The organism is Streptococcus ratti FA-1 = DSM 20564, from assembly GCF_000286075.1.
Lineage (GTDB): Bacteria > Bacillota > Bacilli > Lactobacillales > Streptococcaceae > Streptococcus > Streptococcus ratti.
This window is the reverse complement of the sequence record NZ_AJTZ01000005.1, coordinates 715680-732750: the sequence shown is the minus strand read 5'-3', so window position 1 is coordinate 732750 and position 17071 is coordinate 715680. Positions and strand designations below refer to the sequence as shown.

Annotated in this window: 14 protein-coding genes; all 14 read left to right on the top strand. The window is 40.1% G+C overall.

Annotated elements, in window-relative coordinates; all coding sequences use genetic code 11:
• The first annotated feature begins 129 nt into the window (after positions 1-129).
• A complete protein-coding gene (locus SRA_RS05510; RefSeq protein ID WP_003088538.1) occupies positions 130-3234 on the top strand; it encodes a DNA polymerase III subunit alpha in 3105 nt (1034 codons plus the stop codon).
• 82 nt (positions 3235-3316) lie between these two features.
• Positions 3317-4330 (top strand): 6-phosphofructokinase, encoded by a 1014-nt coding sequence (gene pfkA, locus SRA_RS05505; RefSeq protein WP_003088536.1) that lies wholly within the window; start codon positions 3317-3319, stop codon positions 4328-4330.
• Positions 4331-4402: 72 nt separating this feature from the next.
• A complete protein-coding gene (pyk, locus tag SRA_RS05500) occupies positions 4403-5905 on the top strand; it encodes a pyruvate kinase (RefSeq protein WP_003088534.1) in 1503 nt (500 codons plus the stop codon).
• A gap of 440 nt (positions 5906-6345) precedes the next feature.
• Positions 6346-6588, top strand: coding sequence for a GlsB/YeaQ/YmgE family stress response membrane protein (locus SRA_RS05495; protein ID WP_003091400.1), 243 nt, complete (start codon positions 6346-6348; stop codon positions 6586-6588).
• A gap of 144 nt (positions 6589-6732) precedes the next feature.
• Positions 6733-7287 carry a signal peptidase I gene (gene lepB, locus SRA_RS05490; RefSeq protein WP_003088531.1) on the top strand — a complete coding sequence of 185 codons (555 nt, stop codon included), beginning with the start codon at positions 6733-6735 and terminating at the stop codon, positions 7285-7287.
• A 181-nt stretch (positions 7288-7468) separates the two neighbouring features.
• Positions 7469-9283, top strand: coding sequence for a glutamine--fructose-6-phosphate transaminase (isomerizing) (glmS, locus tag SRA_RS05485; RefSeq protein WP_003088530.1), 1815 nt, complete (start codon positions 7469-7471; stop codon positions 9281-9283).
• 264 nt (positions 9284-9547) lie between these two features.
• Positions 9548-9724 (top strand): hypothetical protein, encoded by a 177-nt coding sequence (locus tag SRA_RS10295; RefSeq protein ID WP_162129583.1) that lies wholly within the window; start codon positions 9548-9550, stop codon positions 9722-9724.
• Between the two features lie 15 nt (positions 9725-9739).
• Positions 9740-11500 (top strand): PTS mannitol transporter subunit IIBC, encoded by a 1761-nt coding sequence (locus tag SRA_RS05480; protein ID WP_003088529.1) that lies wholly within the window; start codon positions 9740-9742, stop codon positions 11498-11500.
• Between the two features lie 29 nt (positions 11501-11529).
• Positions 11530-13482, top strand: coding sequence for an HTH domain-containing protein (locus SRA_RS05475; RefSeq protein WP_003091261.1), 1953 nt, complete (start codon positions 11530-11532; stop codon positions 13480-13482).
• Position 13483: 1 nt separating this feature from the next.
• Positions 13484-13921 (top strand): PTS mannitol transporter subunit IIA, encoded by a 438-nt coding sequence (locus SRA_RS05470; RefSeq protein WP_003088527.1) that lies wholly within the window; start codon positions 13484-13486, stop codon positions 13919-13921.
• Between the two features lie 12 nt (positions 13922-13933).
• Positions 13934-15070: a mannitol-1-phosphate 5-dehydrogenase gene (locus SRA_RS05465; RefSeq protein WP_003088526.1), complete on the top strand. Its 1137-nt coding sequence runs from the start codon at positions 13934-13936 to the stop codon at positions 15068-15070.
• A 152-nt stretch (positions 15071-15222) separates the two neighbouring features.
• Entirely contained in the window at positions 15223-15555 is a 333-nt protein-coding gene (locus tag SRA_RS05460; RefSeq protein WP_003088525.1) for a zinc ribbon domain-containing protein YjdM, read from the top strand.
• A 225-nt stretch (positions 15556-15780) separates the two neighbouring features.
• Entirely contained in the window at positions 15781-16422 is a 642-nt protein-coding gene (locus tag SRA_RS05455; protein ID WP_003088523.1) for an amino acid ABC transporter permease, read from the top strand.
• 9 nt (positions 16423-16431) lie between these two features.
• On the top strand, positions 16432-17061 hold the full coding sequence (locus SRA_RS05450; RefSeq protein WP_003088522.1) for an amino acid ABC transporter ATP-binding protein: 630 nt from the start codon (positions 16432-16434) through the stop codon (positions 17059-17061).
• Positions 17062-17071 lie beyond the last annotated feature (10 nt).

The window sequence follows — 17071 nt, the reverse complement described above, 5'->3', positions numbered from 1 at the left end:
AGGAGACTGTGACTGTCAATAAAATCTGGGTCTTAGGTTCTTTTAGCCCATCACACCATGAAAGAAGGAGAAGAGAATTCTAACTATTTATAGTATAATAGAAAACAAGAGGATTTTAAGGAGAAGGCTATGTTTGCACAGTTAGATACTAAAACCGTTTATAGTTTTATGGATAGTTTGATTGACTTAAAGTCTTATGTCAAAAAAGCCAAGGAGCTTGGATACTCGCACATTGGTATTATGGACAGGGATAATCTCTATGCTGCCTTTCATTTTATTGAAATGGCACGGCAGGAAAATTTGGTGCCGGTGCTGGGGCTTGAGATGAATTTAGTGCTGTCTGATGAACAGGTAAGGATGTGTTTTATTGCTCAAAATACAGCGGGCTATCAGAACCTGCTTAAAATTTCGACAGCAAAAATGACAGATCATCATCTGTTCTCTGATGTAGAAGAATTTATGGATGGAGTTGCTGTTGTTATTCCATATTTTGAAGGAATTGAGAACATTGACATACCTGCCTCTTTCTATATTGGTGTCGGGCCAGATACGCCCCAGCTGAATTTTACACATAAAATCCTGCCTCTTTATACTGTGCGCTATTATGAAAATGCCGAAACAGAAACACTGCAGATTCTGCATGCTATCAGGGATAACCTTCCCTTAAAAGAAGTGGAGCCGGTCGCAAAAAATCAATATTTATTCTCTGAGAAGGAGATGGAAGCTGTTTTTGCAGAACGCTTTCCGGAGAGTCTCCTGAATTTAGAAAATCTTGTAACTTCTGTTTCTTATCAATTTGATACTGATTTGAAACTGCCGCGTTTTAATCGCCATAAGCCTGCTGTCGAGGAGCTGAAGGAGCTGGCCCAGCAGGGATTAAGGGCTAAAAATCTTGTGGGCAGGAACTATCAGGAACGTCTGGCAGTCGAACTGAATGTCATTCATAAGATGGGCTTTGATGATTATTTTTTGATTGTCTGGGATTTGCTGCGCTTTGGCCGTTCTCAAAACTATTATATGGGCATGGGGCGCGGTTCCGCAGCGGGGAGCTTGGTAGCTTTTGCTCTGGATATTACCGGAATTGATCCTGTGAAAAACAATCTGCTTTTTGAACGTTTCCTCAATGAAGAACGCTACAGCATGCCAGATATTGATATCGATTTGCCCGATATTTACCGCAGTGAGTTTCTTCGTTATGTTCGTGACCGCTATGGTTCAAGCCATTCTGCCCAAATTGTTACCTTTTCGACCTTTGGAGCCAGACAGGCCATCCGAGATGTCTTTAAGCGTTTTGGTGCAACAGAGTATGAGCTCAGCAATATCACTAAAAAAATTAGTTTTCGTGATACTTTGACCAGTGTTTATGAAAAAAATATTGCTTTTCGCCAAATTATTAACAGCAAAATAGAGTATCAGCGAGCATTTGAAATTGCCCGAAAAATAGAAGGAAAACCTCGTCAGACCTCAATCCATGCAGCCGGAATTGTAATGAGCGATGACAACTTAACTGACCACATTCCCTTGAAGGCAGGGGAGGAAATGATGATCACCCAGTATGATGCTCCTGCTGTTGAGGCTAACGGACTGCTGAAAATGGACTTTTTAGGTCTCAGAAATTTAACCTTTGTTCAAAAGATGCAGGAAAAAGTAGCCAAGGAATATGGTCAGGTTATCGATATCAGATCCATTGATTTAGAGGACAAAGAAACGCTGGCTCTTTTTGCAGCCGGCAATACAAAGGGAATCTTTCAATTTGAAGCTGCTGGGGCTATCAACCTGTTAAAACGGATCAAACCCTCTCGCTTTGAAGAAGTTGTAGCAACAACCAGCCTTAACCGTCCTGGTGCCAGCGATTATACGGAAAATTTTATTCGGCGTAAGTACGGTCAGGAAGAAGTGGATTTGATTGACCCTGCGGTTGCACCTATTTTGGAGTCAACCTATGGTATTATGCTGTATCAGGAGCAAGTAATGCAGATTGCTCAGGTATTTGCAGGTTTCACCTTAGGTAAGGCCGATTTATTGCGCCGAGCTATGTCCAAAAAGAATGCACTTGAAATGCAAAAGATGGAGAAAGACTTTTTATCAGGAGCTGAGCAACTGGGGCGAAATCCTAAGGTAGCTAAAGATCTCTTTGCCAGAATGGCTAAGTTTGCGGGCTATGGATTTAACAGAAGTCATGCTTATGCTTACTCAGCTTTAGCTTTCCAGATGGCTTATTTTAAGGCACACTATCCGGCAGTCTTCTTTGACGTTATGCTGAATTATTCTAGTAGTGACTACCTCGATAACGCTTTGGAAGCAGATTTTAAAATAGGAGCCTTATCAATTAATACAATTCCCTATTCTGATAAAATAAGTCAGGGTCAGATATACTTAGGTCTGAAAAATATCAAAGGAATAGCACGTGATTTTGCTTATTGGATTATTGAAAACCGTCCTTTTTCAAGTGTAGAAGACTTTTTAAGCAGAATGCCGGAAAAATATCAGAAGACTGAAATCATAAGTCCTTTGGTTCAAATCGGTCTGTTCGATCAGTTTGAGAAGAACCGTAAAAAAATTGTTGTGAATTTAGAACATCTCTTTACTTTTGTCAATGAGCTGGGAAGTTTGTTTGCTGATTCTTCTTACAATTGGCTGGAAGAAGAGGACTACACCAATGCCGAAAAATATCAGATGGAACAGGACATTATCGGAGCAGGCATCAGCCCTCATCCATTGGTTGAAATTGCTAAGCAGTCATCAAAAAACTTGGTGGGTATAAGCGATCTTGTCGAAGGAAGTGAAGTCACTCTGCTTGCGCAAATTGATACAATAAAAGTCATTCGAACCAAGTCAAAAGGAGAGCAGATGGCTTTTCTCAGTGTGACCGACACCAAGAAAAAACTTGACCTTACCCTTTTCCCTGAAGTTTATCAAAAATACAGACAGCTTTTAGCTGAAAAGACTATCTACTATTTTACCGGTAAAATTCAAGAACGGGACCATCGTCTGCAGATGATTTTGAACCAGTTGGAACCTGCCCTAACAGAGAAATTTTGGATAAAACTGCAAAATCATACCTACGATAAGGAAGTTTCTGCTATTTTGGCGGATTATCCCGGAAATATTCCGGTTGTGCTGCACTATGCAGAAAGTAAAGAGACCCTGCAAAGCAGCCGTCATTTTGTTGCTAAAAGTTCGGAGCTGGAAGAAAAACTGGCAAATTATGCGCTGAAAACGCTTTTTCGCTAAAAAGTAAGAAAGAAAGTGAACATTTTACCAAGGTTTGTGCTATAATAATAACGTTAATTTAAATAAAGGAGTATCAAGCAAAATGAAACGTATTGCTGTTTTGACCAGTGGCGGTGACGCTCCTGGTATGAATGCTGCTGTTCGTGCAGTCGTTCGTAAAGCAATTTCTGAGGGAATGGAAGTTTGCGGAATCAATCGTGGCTATGCTGGTATGGTTGAGGGTGATATTTTCCCGCTTGACGCCAAAGGTGTGTCAAATATCCTTTCTCGCGGAGGAACTTTCCTCCAATCTGCACGTTATCCTGAATTTGCTAAGCTTGAAGGGCAATTAAAAGGTATTGAACAACTGAAAAAGCATGGGATTGAAGGTGTCGTTGTTATCGGCGGTGATGGTTCTTACCACGGCGCTATGCGTTTGACTGAACATGGTTTTCCTGCTATCGGTCTTCCAGGGACAATTGATAATGATATTGTCGGAACTGATTATACTATCGGTTTTGATACTGCAGTCAGCACTGCCACGGAAGCTCTCGATAAAATTCGTGACACTTCTTTCAGTCACGGCCGTACCTTTGTTGTTGAGGTTATGGGGCGCAACGCTGGAGATATCGCGCTTTGGTCTGGGATTGCAGCCGGTGCTGATCAGATTATTATCCCTGAGGAAGACTACGATATTAACGAAGTTGTGGCTAAAGTTAAAGATGGTTATGCCACTAAAGGTAAAAACCACCACTTAATCGTTCTTGCTGAGGGTGTTATGCACGGTGATGCCTTTGCTGCTAAGATGAAAGAAGCAGGCGATGACAGTGACCTTCGTGTGACAAACCTCGGTCACATTCTGCGCGGCGGAGCACCAACTCCTCGTGATCGCGTCCTTGCTTCATGGATGGGAGCCCATGCAGTTGAATTGCTGAAAGCCGGAAAAGGTGGTTTGGCTGTTGGTCTTCAGAATGAAGAACTGGTTGAGCATCCAATTCTTGGAAGTGCAGAAGAAGGTGCACTTTTTAGCCTGACAGAAGCAGGCAAAATTGTTGTGAATAATCCGCACAAAGCACGTCTTGATTTTGCTGCTTTGAATCGCGATTTAGCTCACTAAGGGTCAGTCGCTCAGATTATTATTATTTTAACAGTCAATCTATTGATATAATTTAAGGGAGTTTCATAAAAAATGAATAAACGCGTAAAAATTGTTGCAACATTAGGTCCAGCGGTTGAAATCCGCGGCGGTAAAAGATTTGGTGAAGATGGTTATTGGGATGAAAAGCTTGATGTTGAAGCATCAGCTGCCAAAATCGCTGAATTAATCACTGAAGGAGCTAATGTATTTCGTTTCAATTTCTCACATGGTGATCATGCTGAGCAAGGTGAGCGTATGGCAACTGTGCGCCGTGCCGAAGAATTGGCACGCCAAAAGGTTGGATTCCTTCTTGATACTAAGGGACCTGAAATGCGTACAGAATTGTTTGAAGATGGTTCGAAAGAATTTTCTTACAAGACTGGCGATAAGCTTCGCGTAGCTACTAAGCAAGGCATCCAATCAACAAAAGACGTTATTGCTTTGAATGTTGCCGGTGGTCTTGATATTTATGATGACGTTGCTGTCGGCCAAACTATTTTGATTGATGACGGGAAACTTGGTCTTACTGTAACAGCTAAAGATATTGCAACTCGTGAATTTGAAGTAGTTGTTGAAAATGACGGCACTATTGCTAAGCAAAAAGGTGTTAACATTCCTAACACAAAGATTCCTTTCCCTGCACTTGCTGAACGCGACAATGCAGATATCCGTTTTGGTTTGGAACAAGGACTTAACTTTATTGCTATCTCTTTTGTCCGCACTGCTAAGGATGTCAATGAAGTACGTGCTATCTGTAAAGAAACCGGCAATGAACATGTTAAATTGTTTGCTAAGATCGAAAACCAACAAGGTATTGATAATATTGATGAAATCATCGAAGCAGCTGACGGTATCATGATTGCTCGTGGTGACATGGGTATTGAAGTACCATTTGAAATGGTTCCGGTTTATCAAAAAATGATTATCACTAAAGTTAATGCAGCTGGTAAAGCAGTTATCACAGCAACAAACATGCTTGAAACAATGACTGATAAACCACGTGCAACTCGTTCAGAAGTTTCTGACGTCTTCAATGCGGTTATTGACGGTACAGATGCAACCATGCTTTCCGGAGAATCTGCTAACGGTAAATATCCGGTTGAGTCAGTTCGCACTATGGCGACAATTGACAAAAATGCTCAAACGTTGCTTAACGAATATGGCCGTTTGGATTCAGACAATCTGCCTCGTACAAACAAAACAGAAGTGGTTGCTTCAGCTGTTAAAGACGCAACTAAATCAATGGATATTAAATTGGTTGTTACTATCACTGAATCTGGCAATACAGCCCGTTTAATTTCTAAATACCGTCCAGATGCTGATATCTTGGCCTTGACCTTTGATGAAAAAGTTCAAAAAGCCTTGATGATTAACTGGGGTGTTATTCCAATCTTGACTAAGAAACCTGCATCTACTGATGACATGTTTGAAATTGCTGAAGAAGCAGCACTTAAATCAGGTTTGGTAGAATCTGGTGACAATATTGTCATCGTTGCTGGTGTGCCAGTTGGTTCAGGCGGAACAAACACAATGCGTGTCCGTACCGTAAAATAAAAAATGCATACAAAGAGTTTGGGATAAAAGTCTCAAACTCTTTAATTTATGCACTATCAACTATTTGACACAGCGGTTGGGAGCGTTCCTTATCTGGACACTTCTTAATTTTCAATTTTCAGGTGTCCACCTTAAAGAGTCCACAGGACTGTTTAAGTATTAGACAAGTGATGGATCCAACAGTTTAGGGAACTGTTGGAGGCTATCCGATTCTATGAAGGCTGGTTCATGTCAATAGCTGATAAACTGTGTGTAGGTGGGGCAACAAAATCAAAATTGCTATTTTAATAACGATTTATCAAATTTTTGTCTCACTTCACTTTTTCTTTGGAATACTGTTTATAGAGTGTTGACAGCAAAAAAGAAAAACATTTTTCTTGGCATTTAAGGATTTTCCTGTTAAACTAGATATAATTCGTAGACAGAAAGGCAGAGAAATTATGGGATTGATTTGGTCGTTGATTGTCGGGGCTATTATTGGAGCTATTGCTGGTGCTCTGACCAACAAAGGAAAAACGATGGGCTGTTTTGCTAATATTTTTGCTGGTCTAGTTGGCTCTTGGGCGGGTCAGGCTCTGTTTGGAGCTTGGGGACCAAGTCTTGCCGGTATGGCTTTGGTGCCATCTATTCTAGGAGCCGTTATTGTTGTGGCTGTAGTGTCCTTCTTTTTAGGTGAAAATTAAGCATACAAAGCCTATTGTAAATATAATCAGAGAGTGATAATGAGGCAGACTCAGACTGACTGCAAATCACAATTTTTAAATCGCTCTCTTTTTTTATTGTCTGAAACATGCTATAATAAAGAGCAATAACTTAAGGAGAGTTCAATGGTTAAACGTGATTTTATCAGAAACATTCTTCTGGTCCTACTGGCGGTTTGTGTCCTACTTTTATTGCGCATTTTTGTTTTTTCTACCTATCGGGTAAGACAAGATGATGCTAACAGCTACTTGAAGGCGGGCGATCTCATTACCATTTCAAAAAAAGAAAAGCCAGACTATAAAGATTTTGTCGTTTATCAGGTTGCTGGTAAGTCTTATACCGGCCGTATCATTGGCGAGCCTGAGGACAGTGTAACATACATGGATGATATCTTTTATCTCAATAACAAGGTAGAAGGTCAGTCCTATATTGAGAAGCTGAAAAGCAATTATCATGCCAAAAACGGAGACAATCCTTTTACACCTGATTTTACCATCGCCACTGTTACTAAAGGAAAATATCAGGAAATTCCTAAAGGAAGATATTTGATTTTAAATGATAACCGCACAAATACAAAGGACAGCCGAACTTTCGGTCTCATCAAAAAATCACAGATTAAAGGTGTTGTAACCTTTAGAATTTTGCCTTTAAAAACGTTTGGATTTGTCAAAAATGAGTAGCATAAGCTGCTCTTTTTTCTTGCTTTTTGTTATTAAATAAGACTAGACCAATTTTGTTGTTGACTTTAGAGAAATAAAGTTATATACTGGTTTTGTTGATTTTTGGAGGCTTTATTAGGCTATACCAATTATAATAATTTAAGGAGGAAGCAGTAAGTAAAAGGACTGCTGTAGGAAAACTATGTGTGGTATTGTAGGTGTTGTAGGAAATCGTAATGCAACAGATATTTTGATGCAAGGATTGGAAAAATTAGAGTATCGCGGATATGATTCTGCTGGAATTTATGTTATCAATAAGCCTGAAAACGGACGCTTGATTAAATCTGTCGGCCGTATTGCTGATTTGCGGGCTAAAATTGGTATTGATGTGGCTGGTTCTACAGGGATTGGTCATACGCGCTGGGCCACTCACGGTCAGGCAACAGAGACCAATGCTCATCCGCACACGTCAGCGACTGGCCGCTTTGTTTTGGTTCACAATGGTGTGATTGAAAATTACCTGCAAATCAAAGAAGACTATTTAGCTGGGCATAATCTGAAAGGTGAAACAGATACTGAAATTGCTGTTCATTTAATCGGTCAGTTTGTTGATGATGGTTTGTCTGTACTTGAGGCGTTCAAAAAAGCATTGCACATCATTGAAGGTTCTTATGCCTTTGCTTTGGTGGATTCACAAAATCCAGATACCATTTATGTTGCTAAAAATAAATCACCGCTTTTAATCGGTCTTGGCGATGGCTACAATATGGTCTGCTCAGATGCCATGGCCATGATTCGTGAGACAAATCAGTTCATGGAAATTCACGATAAAGAATTGGTTGTCTTGACCAAGGATAATGTTGAGGTGACAGATTATGACGGCAATCCTGTCAAGCGTGAAGCCTACACAGCTGAGCTTGATTTGTCAGATATCGGCAAAGGAACTTATCCTTACTATATGCTCAAAGAAATTGATGAACAGCCAACCGTTATGCGTAAATTGATTTCAACTTATGCGGATGAAAATGGTAAATTAACCGTTGATCCTGCTATTGTCAAATCTGTTCAGGAGGCTGACCGGATTTACATTCTGGCTGCTGGAACTTCCTACAATGCTGGTTTTGCTTCAAAATCAATGATTGAAACATTGACTGACACTCCGGTTGAATTGGGAATTGCTTCTGAATGGGGCTACAATATGCCGCTGTTAAGCAAAAAGCCAATGTTTATCTTGCTGAGCCAGTCAGGAGAAACAGCTGATAGCCGTCAGGTTTTGGTTAAGGCCAATGCTATGGGAATTCCTAGTTTGACGATTACAAATGTGCCTGGTTCAACCTTGTCACGTGAGGCAACCTATACAATGCTGCTCCATGCCGGTCCGGAAATTGCGGTAGCCTCGACCAAGGCATATACAGCTCAGATAGCAGCTCTTGCTTTCCTCTCAAAAGCAGTCGGTGAAGCCAACGGTAAGAAAGAGGCCTTGGAATTTGACTTAGTGCATGAACTGTCAATTGTTGCTCAGTCTATTGAAGCCAGTCTGTCAGAGCGAGAAGTAATTGAGAAAAAAGTCGCTAATTTATTAGCAACCTCTCGTAATGCCTTTTATATCGGCCGTGGCAACGATTACTACGTAGCTATGGAAGCTTCTTTAAAACTCAAAGAAATTTCTTATATTCAGTGTGAAGGTTTTGCTGCCGGGGAATTAAAACATGGAACAATTTCGCTTATCGAAGACGGAACACCTGTCCTTGCCTTGATTTCATCAAGTGAGACTGTTGCGGCTCATACCCGTGGCAATATTCAGGAAGTTGCAGCACGCGGTGCTAACGTTTTGACAGTTGTTGAAGAAGGGTTGGATAAGGAAGGCGATGACATTGTGGTTAACCAAGTGCACCCTTATCTGTCAAGTATTTCAATGGTTATTCCAACACAGCTGATTGCTTACTATGCTTCGCTTCAGCGCGGTCTTGATGTTGATAAACCTCGTAATTTGGCTAAGGCCGTTACAGTTGAATAATATGAAAGGGGAGTGGGATCAATCCAAAAATTGAAAATTTTGGTTCTCACCGCTCCCTAATTTCTAGGCGGTGACCTGAAACGGTCTCTCCCCAGACCGTTTCACCCCCACCCCCGCACAGTTGAATCGGTCAGCTCAAGAGCGTAAAACGCGAACGAAACTGCCATTCAACAGTGGTTCATTGGCACTAAAGTGCCTAATGAACTGTGCAGGGGAAACTCTAGGTTAGCTAACGCTAACAGAGTTTCTCCCAACCACTGCCTTATGATGTTAAAACGAACTCTAATTGATGAGGTTGGACTTTTGGTCCAGCCTCTTTTTCATGTGTCTAGAATAGAATCTCATTTCAGCTTGTCAGAAGAAGTCATAAATGGCAAAAAAAGTTTGCCAAAGTTTGAGTTTCATTGGCAAAAGGATGGTGATATAGTAGTATCAGAATAAAAAGGAGGCGTTCTGATGGAACAAAAATCTTCATTGAAGGTACGAGTACAGAAGCTCGGAACTTCGTTATCAAATATGGTTATGCCTAATATCGGGGCCTTTATTGCATGGGGAGTCGCAGCCTCTCTGTTCATCGCAACAGGTTACTTGCCCAACAAGGCTTTAGATACCAATGTTGTTGGACCAATGCTGAAATATGTACTGCCCCTTTTAATTGGTTATACTGGCGGTTACAATATTCACAAGCAGCGTGGCGGTGTTATCGGTGCCATTGCTTCCTTTGGTGCTATTGCAGGTTCTACGGTAACCATGTTTATCGGTGCCATGATTATGGGACCGCTGTCAGCTTGGCTGTTAAAGAAATTTGATGAAAAAGTTCAGCCAAAAATTAAAACTGGTTTTGAAATGTTAGTTAATAACTTTTCACTTGGTTTGATTGGTTTTGCATTGATGGTCTTAGCTTTCTTCATCATCGGTCCAGTTGTTGCTCAGCTAACAGAGTGGGTTGGTATTGGTGTAGAAGCAATTGTCAAAGTTCACCTCTTGCCTTTAGCGAACTTGATTATTGAACCAGCTAAGATTCTCTTCTTAAATAATGCTCTTAATCACGGTATTTTTACTCCGTTAGGTACAGAGCAAGTGGCCAAAGTTGGTAAGTCTGTTCTCTTCCTGCTGGAAGCTAATCCTGGACCTGGTCTTGGTGTACTGATTGCCTATGCTATGTTCGGCAAAGGATCCGCTAAATCTTCATCTTGGGGTGCCATGATTATCCACTTCTTTGGCGGTATCCATGAGATCTATTTCCCATATGTCATGATGAAACCGGCTATGTTCTTAGCAGTTATTGCCGGCGGTCTGACTGGTACCTTTACTTTCCAAACACTAAATGCTGGTTTGACAGCACCTGCTTCACCAGGGTCAATCATCGCTATTATGGGAATGTCTCCTAAAGGATGGGGGCCTCACTTAGTTGTTCTTGCTGGCGTTTTTGCAGCAGCAGCAGTTTCTTTCCTTGTTGCTTCAGTTATTTTAAAATCAGATAAATCTGACGATGACTCCTTAGAAGCAGCTCAGGCAGCGACACAAGCAGCAAAGGCTGAATCTAAAGGTCAAGCGGTTACTAGTAATTCAGATATTACAACAGATAATATCCATCAAATCATTTTTGCTTGTGATGCTGGTATGGGAAGTTCAGCCATGGGTGCTTCAATCCTTCGTGATAAGGTCAAAAAAGCGGGTCTTGATATTCCTGTAAGCAATCAAGCGATTTCTAACCTGCAAGATACAGCAAATACTTTAATTGTCACTCAGGAAGAATTGGCTGATCGTGCAGGTCAAAAGACACCGCGAGCTGTTCATGTAGCGGTAGATAACTTCCTAGCAACTCCAAAATATGATGAAATTGTTGCAAATTTGACAAATAGTGGTACTGTTTCTGAAGCCAGCAAAGCTTCTGCAGAAGAAACTGATAGTGCAGAAATTGATTTAAACCATATTGATGCTGTCGTCTTTGCTTATGGCAAAGCTAAAGGTTCAGCAACTATGGGACAGGAAACGCTCCGTTCAATCTTTAAAAATAACGAGGTCAAAATTCCAGTTTCAACAGCAGCTTATCAGGACTTAAAAGATTACAATGCTAAAAACATTTTAGTGGTCACAACGATTGCGCATCAAGGAGAAGTACAGCAGTCAGCTCCTCATGCTCAGCTGCTGGTTGTTGACAGTCTTGTAACAACTCCGGAATATGATAAGCTTGTTGCCAGAATGCATAAGTAAAATAAACTGGAATATTGTATAATAAGTTTATGTTACTAACAAAAAGAGAAGAACAATTGCTGAAAGCTTTCCAGGGTTATGGGAAGCTTTCAATAAAGCAGATAGCGGACTTGCTGAAGGTATCTCAGCGAACCGTTTATCGGGTTATTTCTGACCTAACAAAGAGTCTTAGTTCTATTAATATCAGTATTATCAAAGAAGACCGGCACTATTTTTTAGTGGGGGAATTAGAAAATTTAGCTGATTTTCATTATTTGGATAATTACGAGCAGTATGAGCGTTTGAATTTGATTACCTATAAGCTCTTGCTGGCCTCTGACAGCATTACAAACGAACAGCTGCAAGCCGATTTTAAGGTATCAAATGTGACCATTATTCAGGATATTGCTGAAATTGAAAAACGTTTAGCTGATTTTGATGTATATCTGGAACGTAACAAGGGCTACCAGCTGCTGGGCGGCAGAAATGCTCTGCGGCGCTTGCTGGCTGTTCTCTTAACAAATAATATCTCTGTTTCTGATTTTTGGACTGGGAAATACGGACATTTTACAGATATTGGCAGCGATAAGCTTGAGACAGCCAAGCAGATTTTTCAGGCCTCACAGACTGACCTGCCAGATTTAGATGCTAAAATGTGTGAGTTTTTCATCATTCTCTTAGCTCTTTCTGGCTGGCAGGATAATGAAGCGGCTGGACACAATATTAGTAAAGCAGCACTTGATTTTTCCCAGAAGATTTATACCGAATTTTCGAAAGAGACCAATCAATTTTACAGTATTCAAGAAATTCTTTATTATGCCAGTGTTTTAGATGAGTTGGTTATTAAGAGGCAGGAAACGCCGCTTTTTCATGAAAAATTTGACAGTGCTTTTTTCTACAATATTTCGAATTTGATTGATAAAGTATCTCTTTATACCAAAATTAATTTTGCTAAAGATAAGACACTTTTTCATTTCTTATTCAATCATATTCGGCTGAATTTAGCTGTACCTCAGATGTTTGAAGACAAGTCTAACATCCATATTGCTCATGAGGTTGTTCAGAAAAATGAGCATTTGCACCGTGTTGTCAGTCTTTTGGTTCAGGATATTTTCCCCAAATACCTACAAAGGGAATCTGAGTATGAATTAATTACCTTACATTTTGCTTCTAGTTTACGGCGAAGCCCAGATATTTATCCGATTAGGATATTGTTGCTGACAGATGAACGGCCGCTTGCCAGAGAACTATTAATCACGCGTATCAAAACGATTGCACCTTTTGTTGATAAAATAGTTGTTAAAACATTGGCTCAGTATCAGGACTCAGATCAGAATTATTATAACTGTGTTCTAGCAACAAATCCTGTTAAAGAAGCAGATATCAAAGTGATTTCAATCTACCCTAACACTAAGGAAATGGTACAGCTGCAAGATTATCTGCAGGAGGTTCAGGCCCATCAAAAAATTATTCTCAGAAACGAGAAAACAGATGCAAAAGGCTATAATTTGCAAAATTATTTTTTGGCGACTCAGCAGCTTTTACGGGAGTTTTCTTATCAAATGATTGATAATCCTGTTTCATTTGAAATGACTGTTCCTCAAGTTGTTGATACGATTGATGCAGTATCTGATAAGTCCTATCTGGCAGATAAATTGCTAAGACGTTTCGCAGTTAGTCCTTTGGCTATTCCAGAGACTAATTTGGCTCTTTTGCACACACAGTCAAGTAAGGTTGAAACATCTTGTTTTAAGATTTATGATTTAAAAAATCCAGTGACTGCTTTATCGATGAATTACCAGGAAGAAAAAGTCAGTAGAATTTTAGTCATGCTGACACGATTGGATGAGTCGCAGGAAATGAGAGACCTAATGACTGCTATCAGCCAGTCAATTATCGAAAATCATCTTTATACTGAAATTTATAAGACCGGTAATAAAGATATCATCTATCAATTACTCAATCAGATATTTACAGAAAAAATAAAGAAATTGGAGACCTAAAATGGAGTTTCAAAAAGAATTAATCAAACTAAATCAGCAGTTTGCAGACAAAGCAGAAGCCATCCGCTTTTGCGGTCAGCTCCTGCTTGATGGCGGCTATGTAGAGCCTGCTTATGTTGATGCCATGGTGCAGCGTGATAAAGAACTATCTGTTTACATGGGGAATTTTATAGCTATTCCTCATGGAACAGATGAGGCTAAGAAGAATGTCCTTAAATCAGGCATCACAGTCGTTCAGGTACCAGAAGGCGTTAATTTTGGTACAGAAGATAAGCCACAGGTTGCTACAGTTTTATTCGGTATCGCTGGAATTGGCGATGAGCATTTGCAAATCATTCAGAAGATTTCGATTTTCTGTGCAGATGTTGATAATGTCGTTAAACTGGCTGATGCTCAGACAGAAGATGAAGTCATCAAACTTTTGAGCAATGTACATTAAAAGGAGTTAATCATGAAAAAAGCAGTACATTTTGGTGCCGGAAATATCGGGCGCGGTTTTATCGGACAAATCTTATTTGAAAATGGCTTTGCTATTGACTTTGTTGATGTCAATGACAAGATTATCAGCGCTCTCAATGAGCGGCACGCTTACGAGATTGAAATTGCTGAAGACGGCAAACGCCATATTGCCGTATCAAATGTTTCAGGAATTAACAACAAAGAGAATCCCCAAGCTGTTGTAGAAGCTATAGCAGATGCTGATTTAGTAACAACAGCCATCGGTCCTAATATTTTGCCTTTTATTGCTGAATTGATTGCTAAAGGTATTGAAAAACGCCGTGAAAACGACAATAAACAGCCTCTTGACGTTATTGCCTGTGAAAATATGATTGGCGGCTCTGCTTTTCTTTGGCAGGAAGTACAAAAATATCTTAATTCTGACGGCCTTGCTTTCGCCAAAGAATATATCGGTTTTCCCAATGCTGCTGTTGACCGCATTGTTCCAGCTCAGGTTCATGAGGATCCGCTCTTTGTTGTTGTTGAGCCATTTTCAGAATGGGTCGTTGAAACTGCTGCTATGAAAAATCCTGATTTAAAATTGTCATCAGTTCACTATGAAGAAAATTTGGAGCCTTTCATTGAAAGAAAGCTCTTCTCTGTTAACTCTGGCCATGCCACAACTGCCTATACAGGTGCTTATTTTGGAGCTAAAACAGTCTTAGAAGCCCTTCAAAATCAGCAGGTCAAAGAGCAGGTCAAAGCCGTGCTGGGAGAAATCAGACAGCTTTTAATGGCTAAATGGAATTTCAAGGAAGATGAGTTAAAAGCCTATCATGACATTATCATCAGCCGTTTTGAAAATCCTTATATTGTTGATGATGTGGCGCGTGTTGCCCGCACCCCAATCCGAAAGCTGGGCTATGATGAACGCTTTATTCGTCCGATTCGTGAGTTAAGGGACCGCGGTTTGTCTTATGAAAATCTTTTAAAGACAGTAGCCTATGTTTTCCATTACAAAGATTCAAATGATGAACAAAGTGTTCAGCTTCAAAAATTGCTGCAGGAAAAACCTTTGGAAGATGTCATCAAAGAAGTAACGGGATTAACAGACGAAGCTCTGGTCAAAGAAATTGCAGCCAGCATTTAATCCTTAAAATAACAATAAAAAGCAGCTGAAATAATGAAGTTTGGCTGCTTTTTACGAGCGGTTTGCTTGATCTTCAGATTGAATATTTAGGACTTGCTAAGCAGTGAAAACTTCGGTAAACTTAGATAGTAATAAAATAATAAGGAGTTTATATGTCTTTACCTAATTGTCCAAAATGTCAGTCAGAATATGTCTATGAAGATGGCCTTCTTTTGGTCTGTCCGGAATGTGCTTATGAATGGAACCCGGCAGATGCTGAAGAAGATGAAGGAGCTATTGCTGTTGATGCCAATGGCAACAAACTAGCTGACGGGGATACTGTCAGTCTGATTAAAGACCTCAAAGTTAAAGGAGCACCCAAGGATCTCAAACAAGGAACGCGTGTTAAAAATATCCGTCTTGTTGAGGGAGATCACAATATTGATTGCAAGATTGATGGTTTTGGAGCCATGAAATTAAAATCAGAATTCGTTAAAAAACTGTAGATTGCAGTTAAAGGTATTTTGACTTAAATGGGAAAGAGCAAGGTAATTTTCGACAAAGGGTATCGAAAATTACCCTGCTCTTATTTGCTTGCACATACTGATGAGCTAATCCGGGCTGCTGTTAGAATGACTTAGCTGATAAAAGATACTTAAAGATGTAAATCTATCTATCAAATTTTCAGAAAATTTGATATAATAATAGCGATTATCTTTACAGGAGCGGTTATGTCTTATATATCGGAAGTTTTACCCAGTCTTTTAGATGGGGCGCTTATCACATTACAGGTCTTTTTTATTGTTATTGTCTTATCTATTCCTTTAGGAGCTGTTTTGGCTTTTCTGATGCAGATTAAATTCAAGCCTTTGCGCTGGCTTTTAAATCTGTATGTCTGGGTCATGCGCGGGACGCCGCTTCTTTTGCAGCTGATTTTTATTTACTATGTTTTACCAAGTGCAGGTGTTGCCTTTGACCGCATGCCGGCAGCCATCTTAGCCTTTACGCTGAATTATGCTGCTTATTTTGCAGAAATCTTCCGCGGCGGAATCGAAGCAATTCCTAAGGGCCAGTATGAAGCCGCCAAGGTCTTAAAGCTGAACCAGCTGCAAACTATCCGCTATATTATCTTGCCTCAGGTGGTTAAGATTGTTCTGCCAAGTGTTTTTAATGAAATTATTAACCTTGTCAAGGATTCCTCGCTGGTTTATGTTCTGGGCGTGGGCGACTTGCTTTTGGCCAGCAAAACAGCGGCTAACCGCGATGCAACTTTAGCACCAATGTTTATTGCCGGCGGTATCTATTTGATTTTAATTGGTATCGTTACTCTCTTATCTAAGTATGTTGAGAAGAAATTTAGCTATTATAAGTAAGGGTGAATCATGTTAGAATTAAAAAATATATCCAAGCAATTCGGTCAGAAAGTTATTTTTGATCAGTTTAATTTAAGTATTCCGGAAGGTAAGATTTTATCCTTGGTAGGGCCATCCGGCGGCGGAAAGACAACCCTTCTTAGAATGCTGGCAGGGCTTGAAAAAATTGATTCCGGTCAGGTCATCTATAATGACGAGGAAGTTCCTATTAATCATTTGGAAAATCGTAACTTGCTGGGGTTTGTTTTTCAGGATTTTCAGCTGTTTCCGCACCTGACAGTTTTAGATAATTTAATTTTGTCGCCGACTAAAACGATGCATGAATCAAAAGAAGAAGCCAAGCAAAAAGCCAGGGAGCTTTTGAAACGGCTGGAACTGCAGGAGCATGAAAATGCCTATCCCTATTCTTTATCAGGCGGGCAAAAGCAGCGGGTGGCCTTGGCGCGTGCCATGATGATTAATCCTAAAATTATCGGCTATGATGAACCGACCAGTGCTCTTGATCCAGAGCTGCGTCAGGAAGTAGAAAAGCTGATTTTACAAAATCAGGAAATGGGAATTACGCAGATTGTTGTTACGCATGATATGCAGTTTGCCCAAAACATCTCTGATGAGATTATTAAAATCAATCCAAAATAAAAAGGAAAGT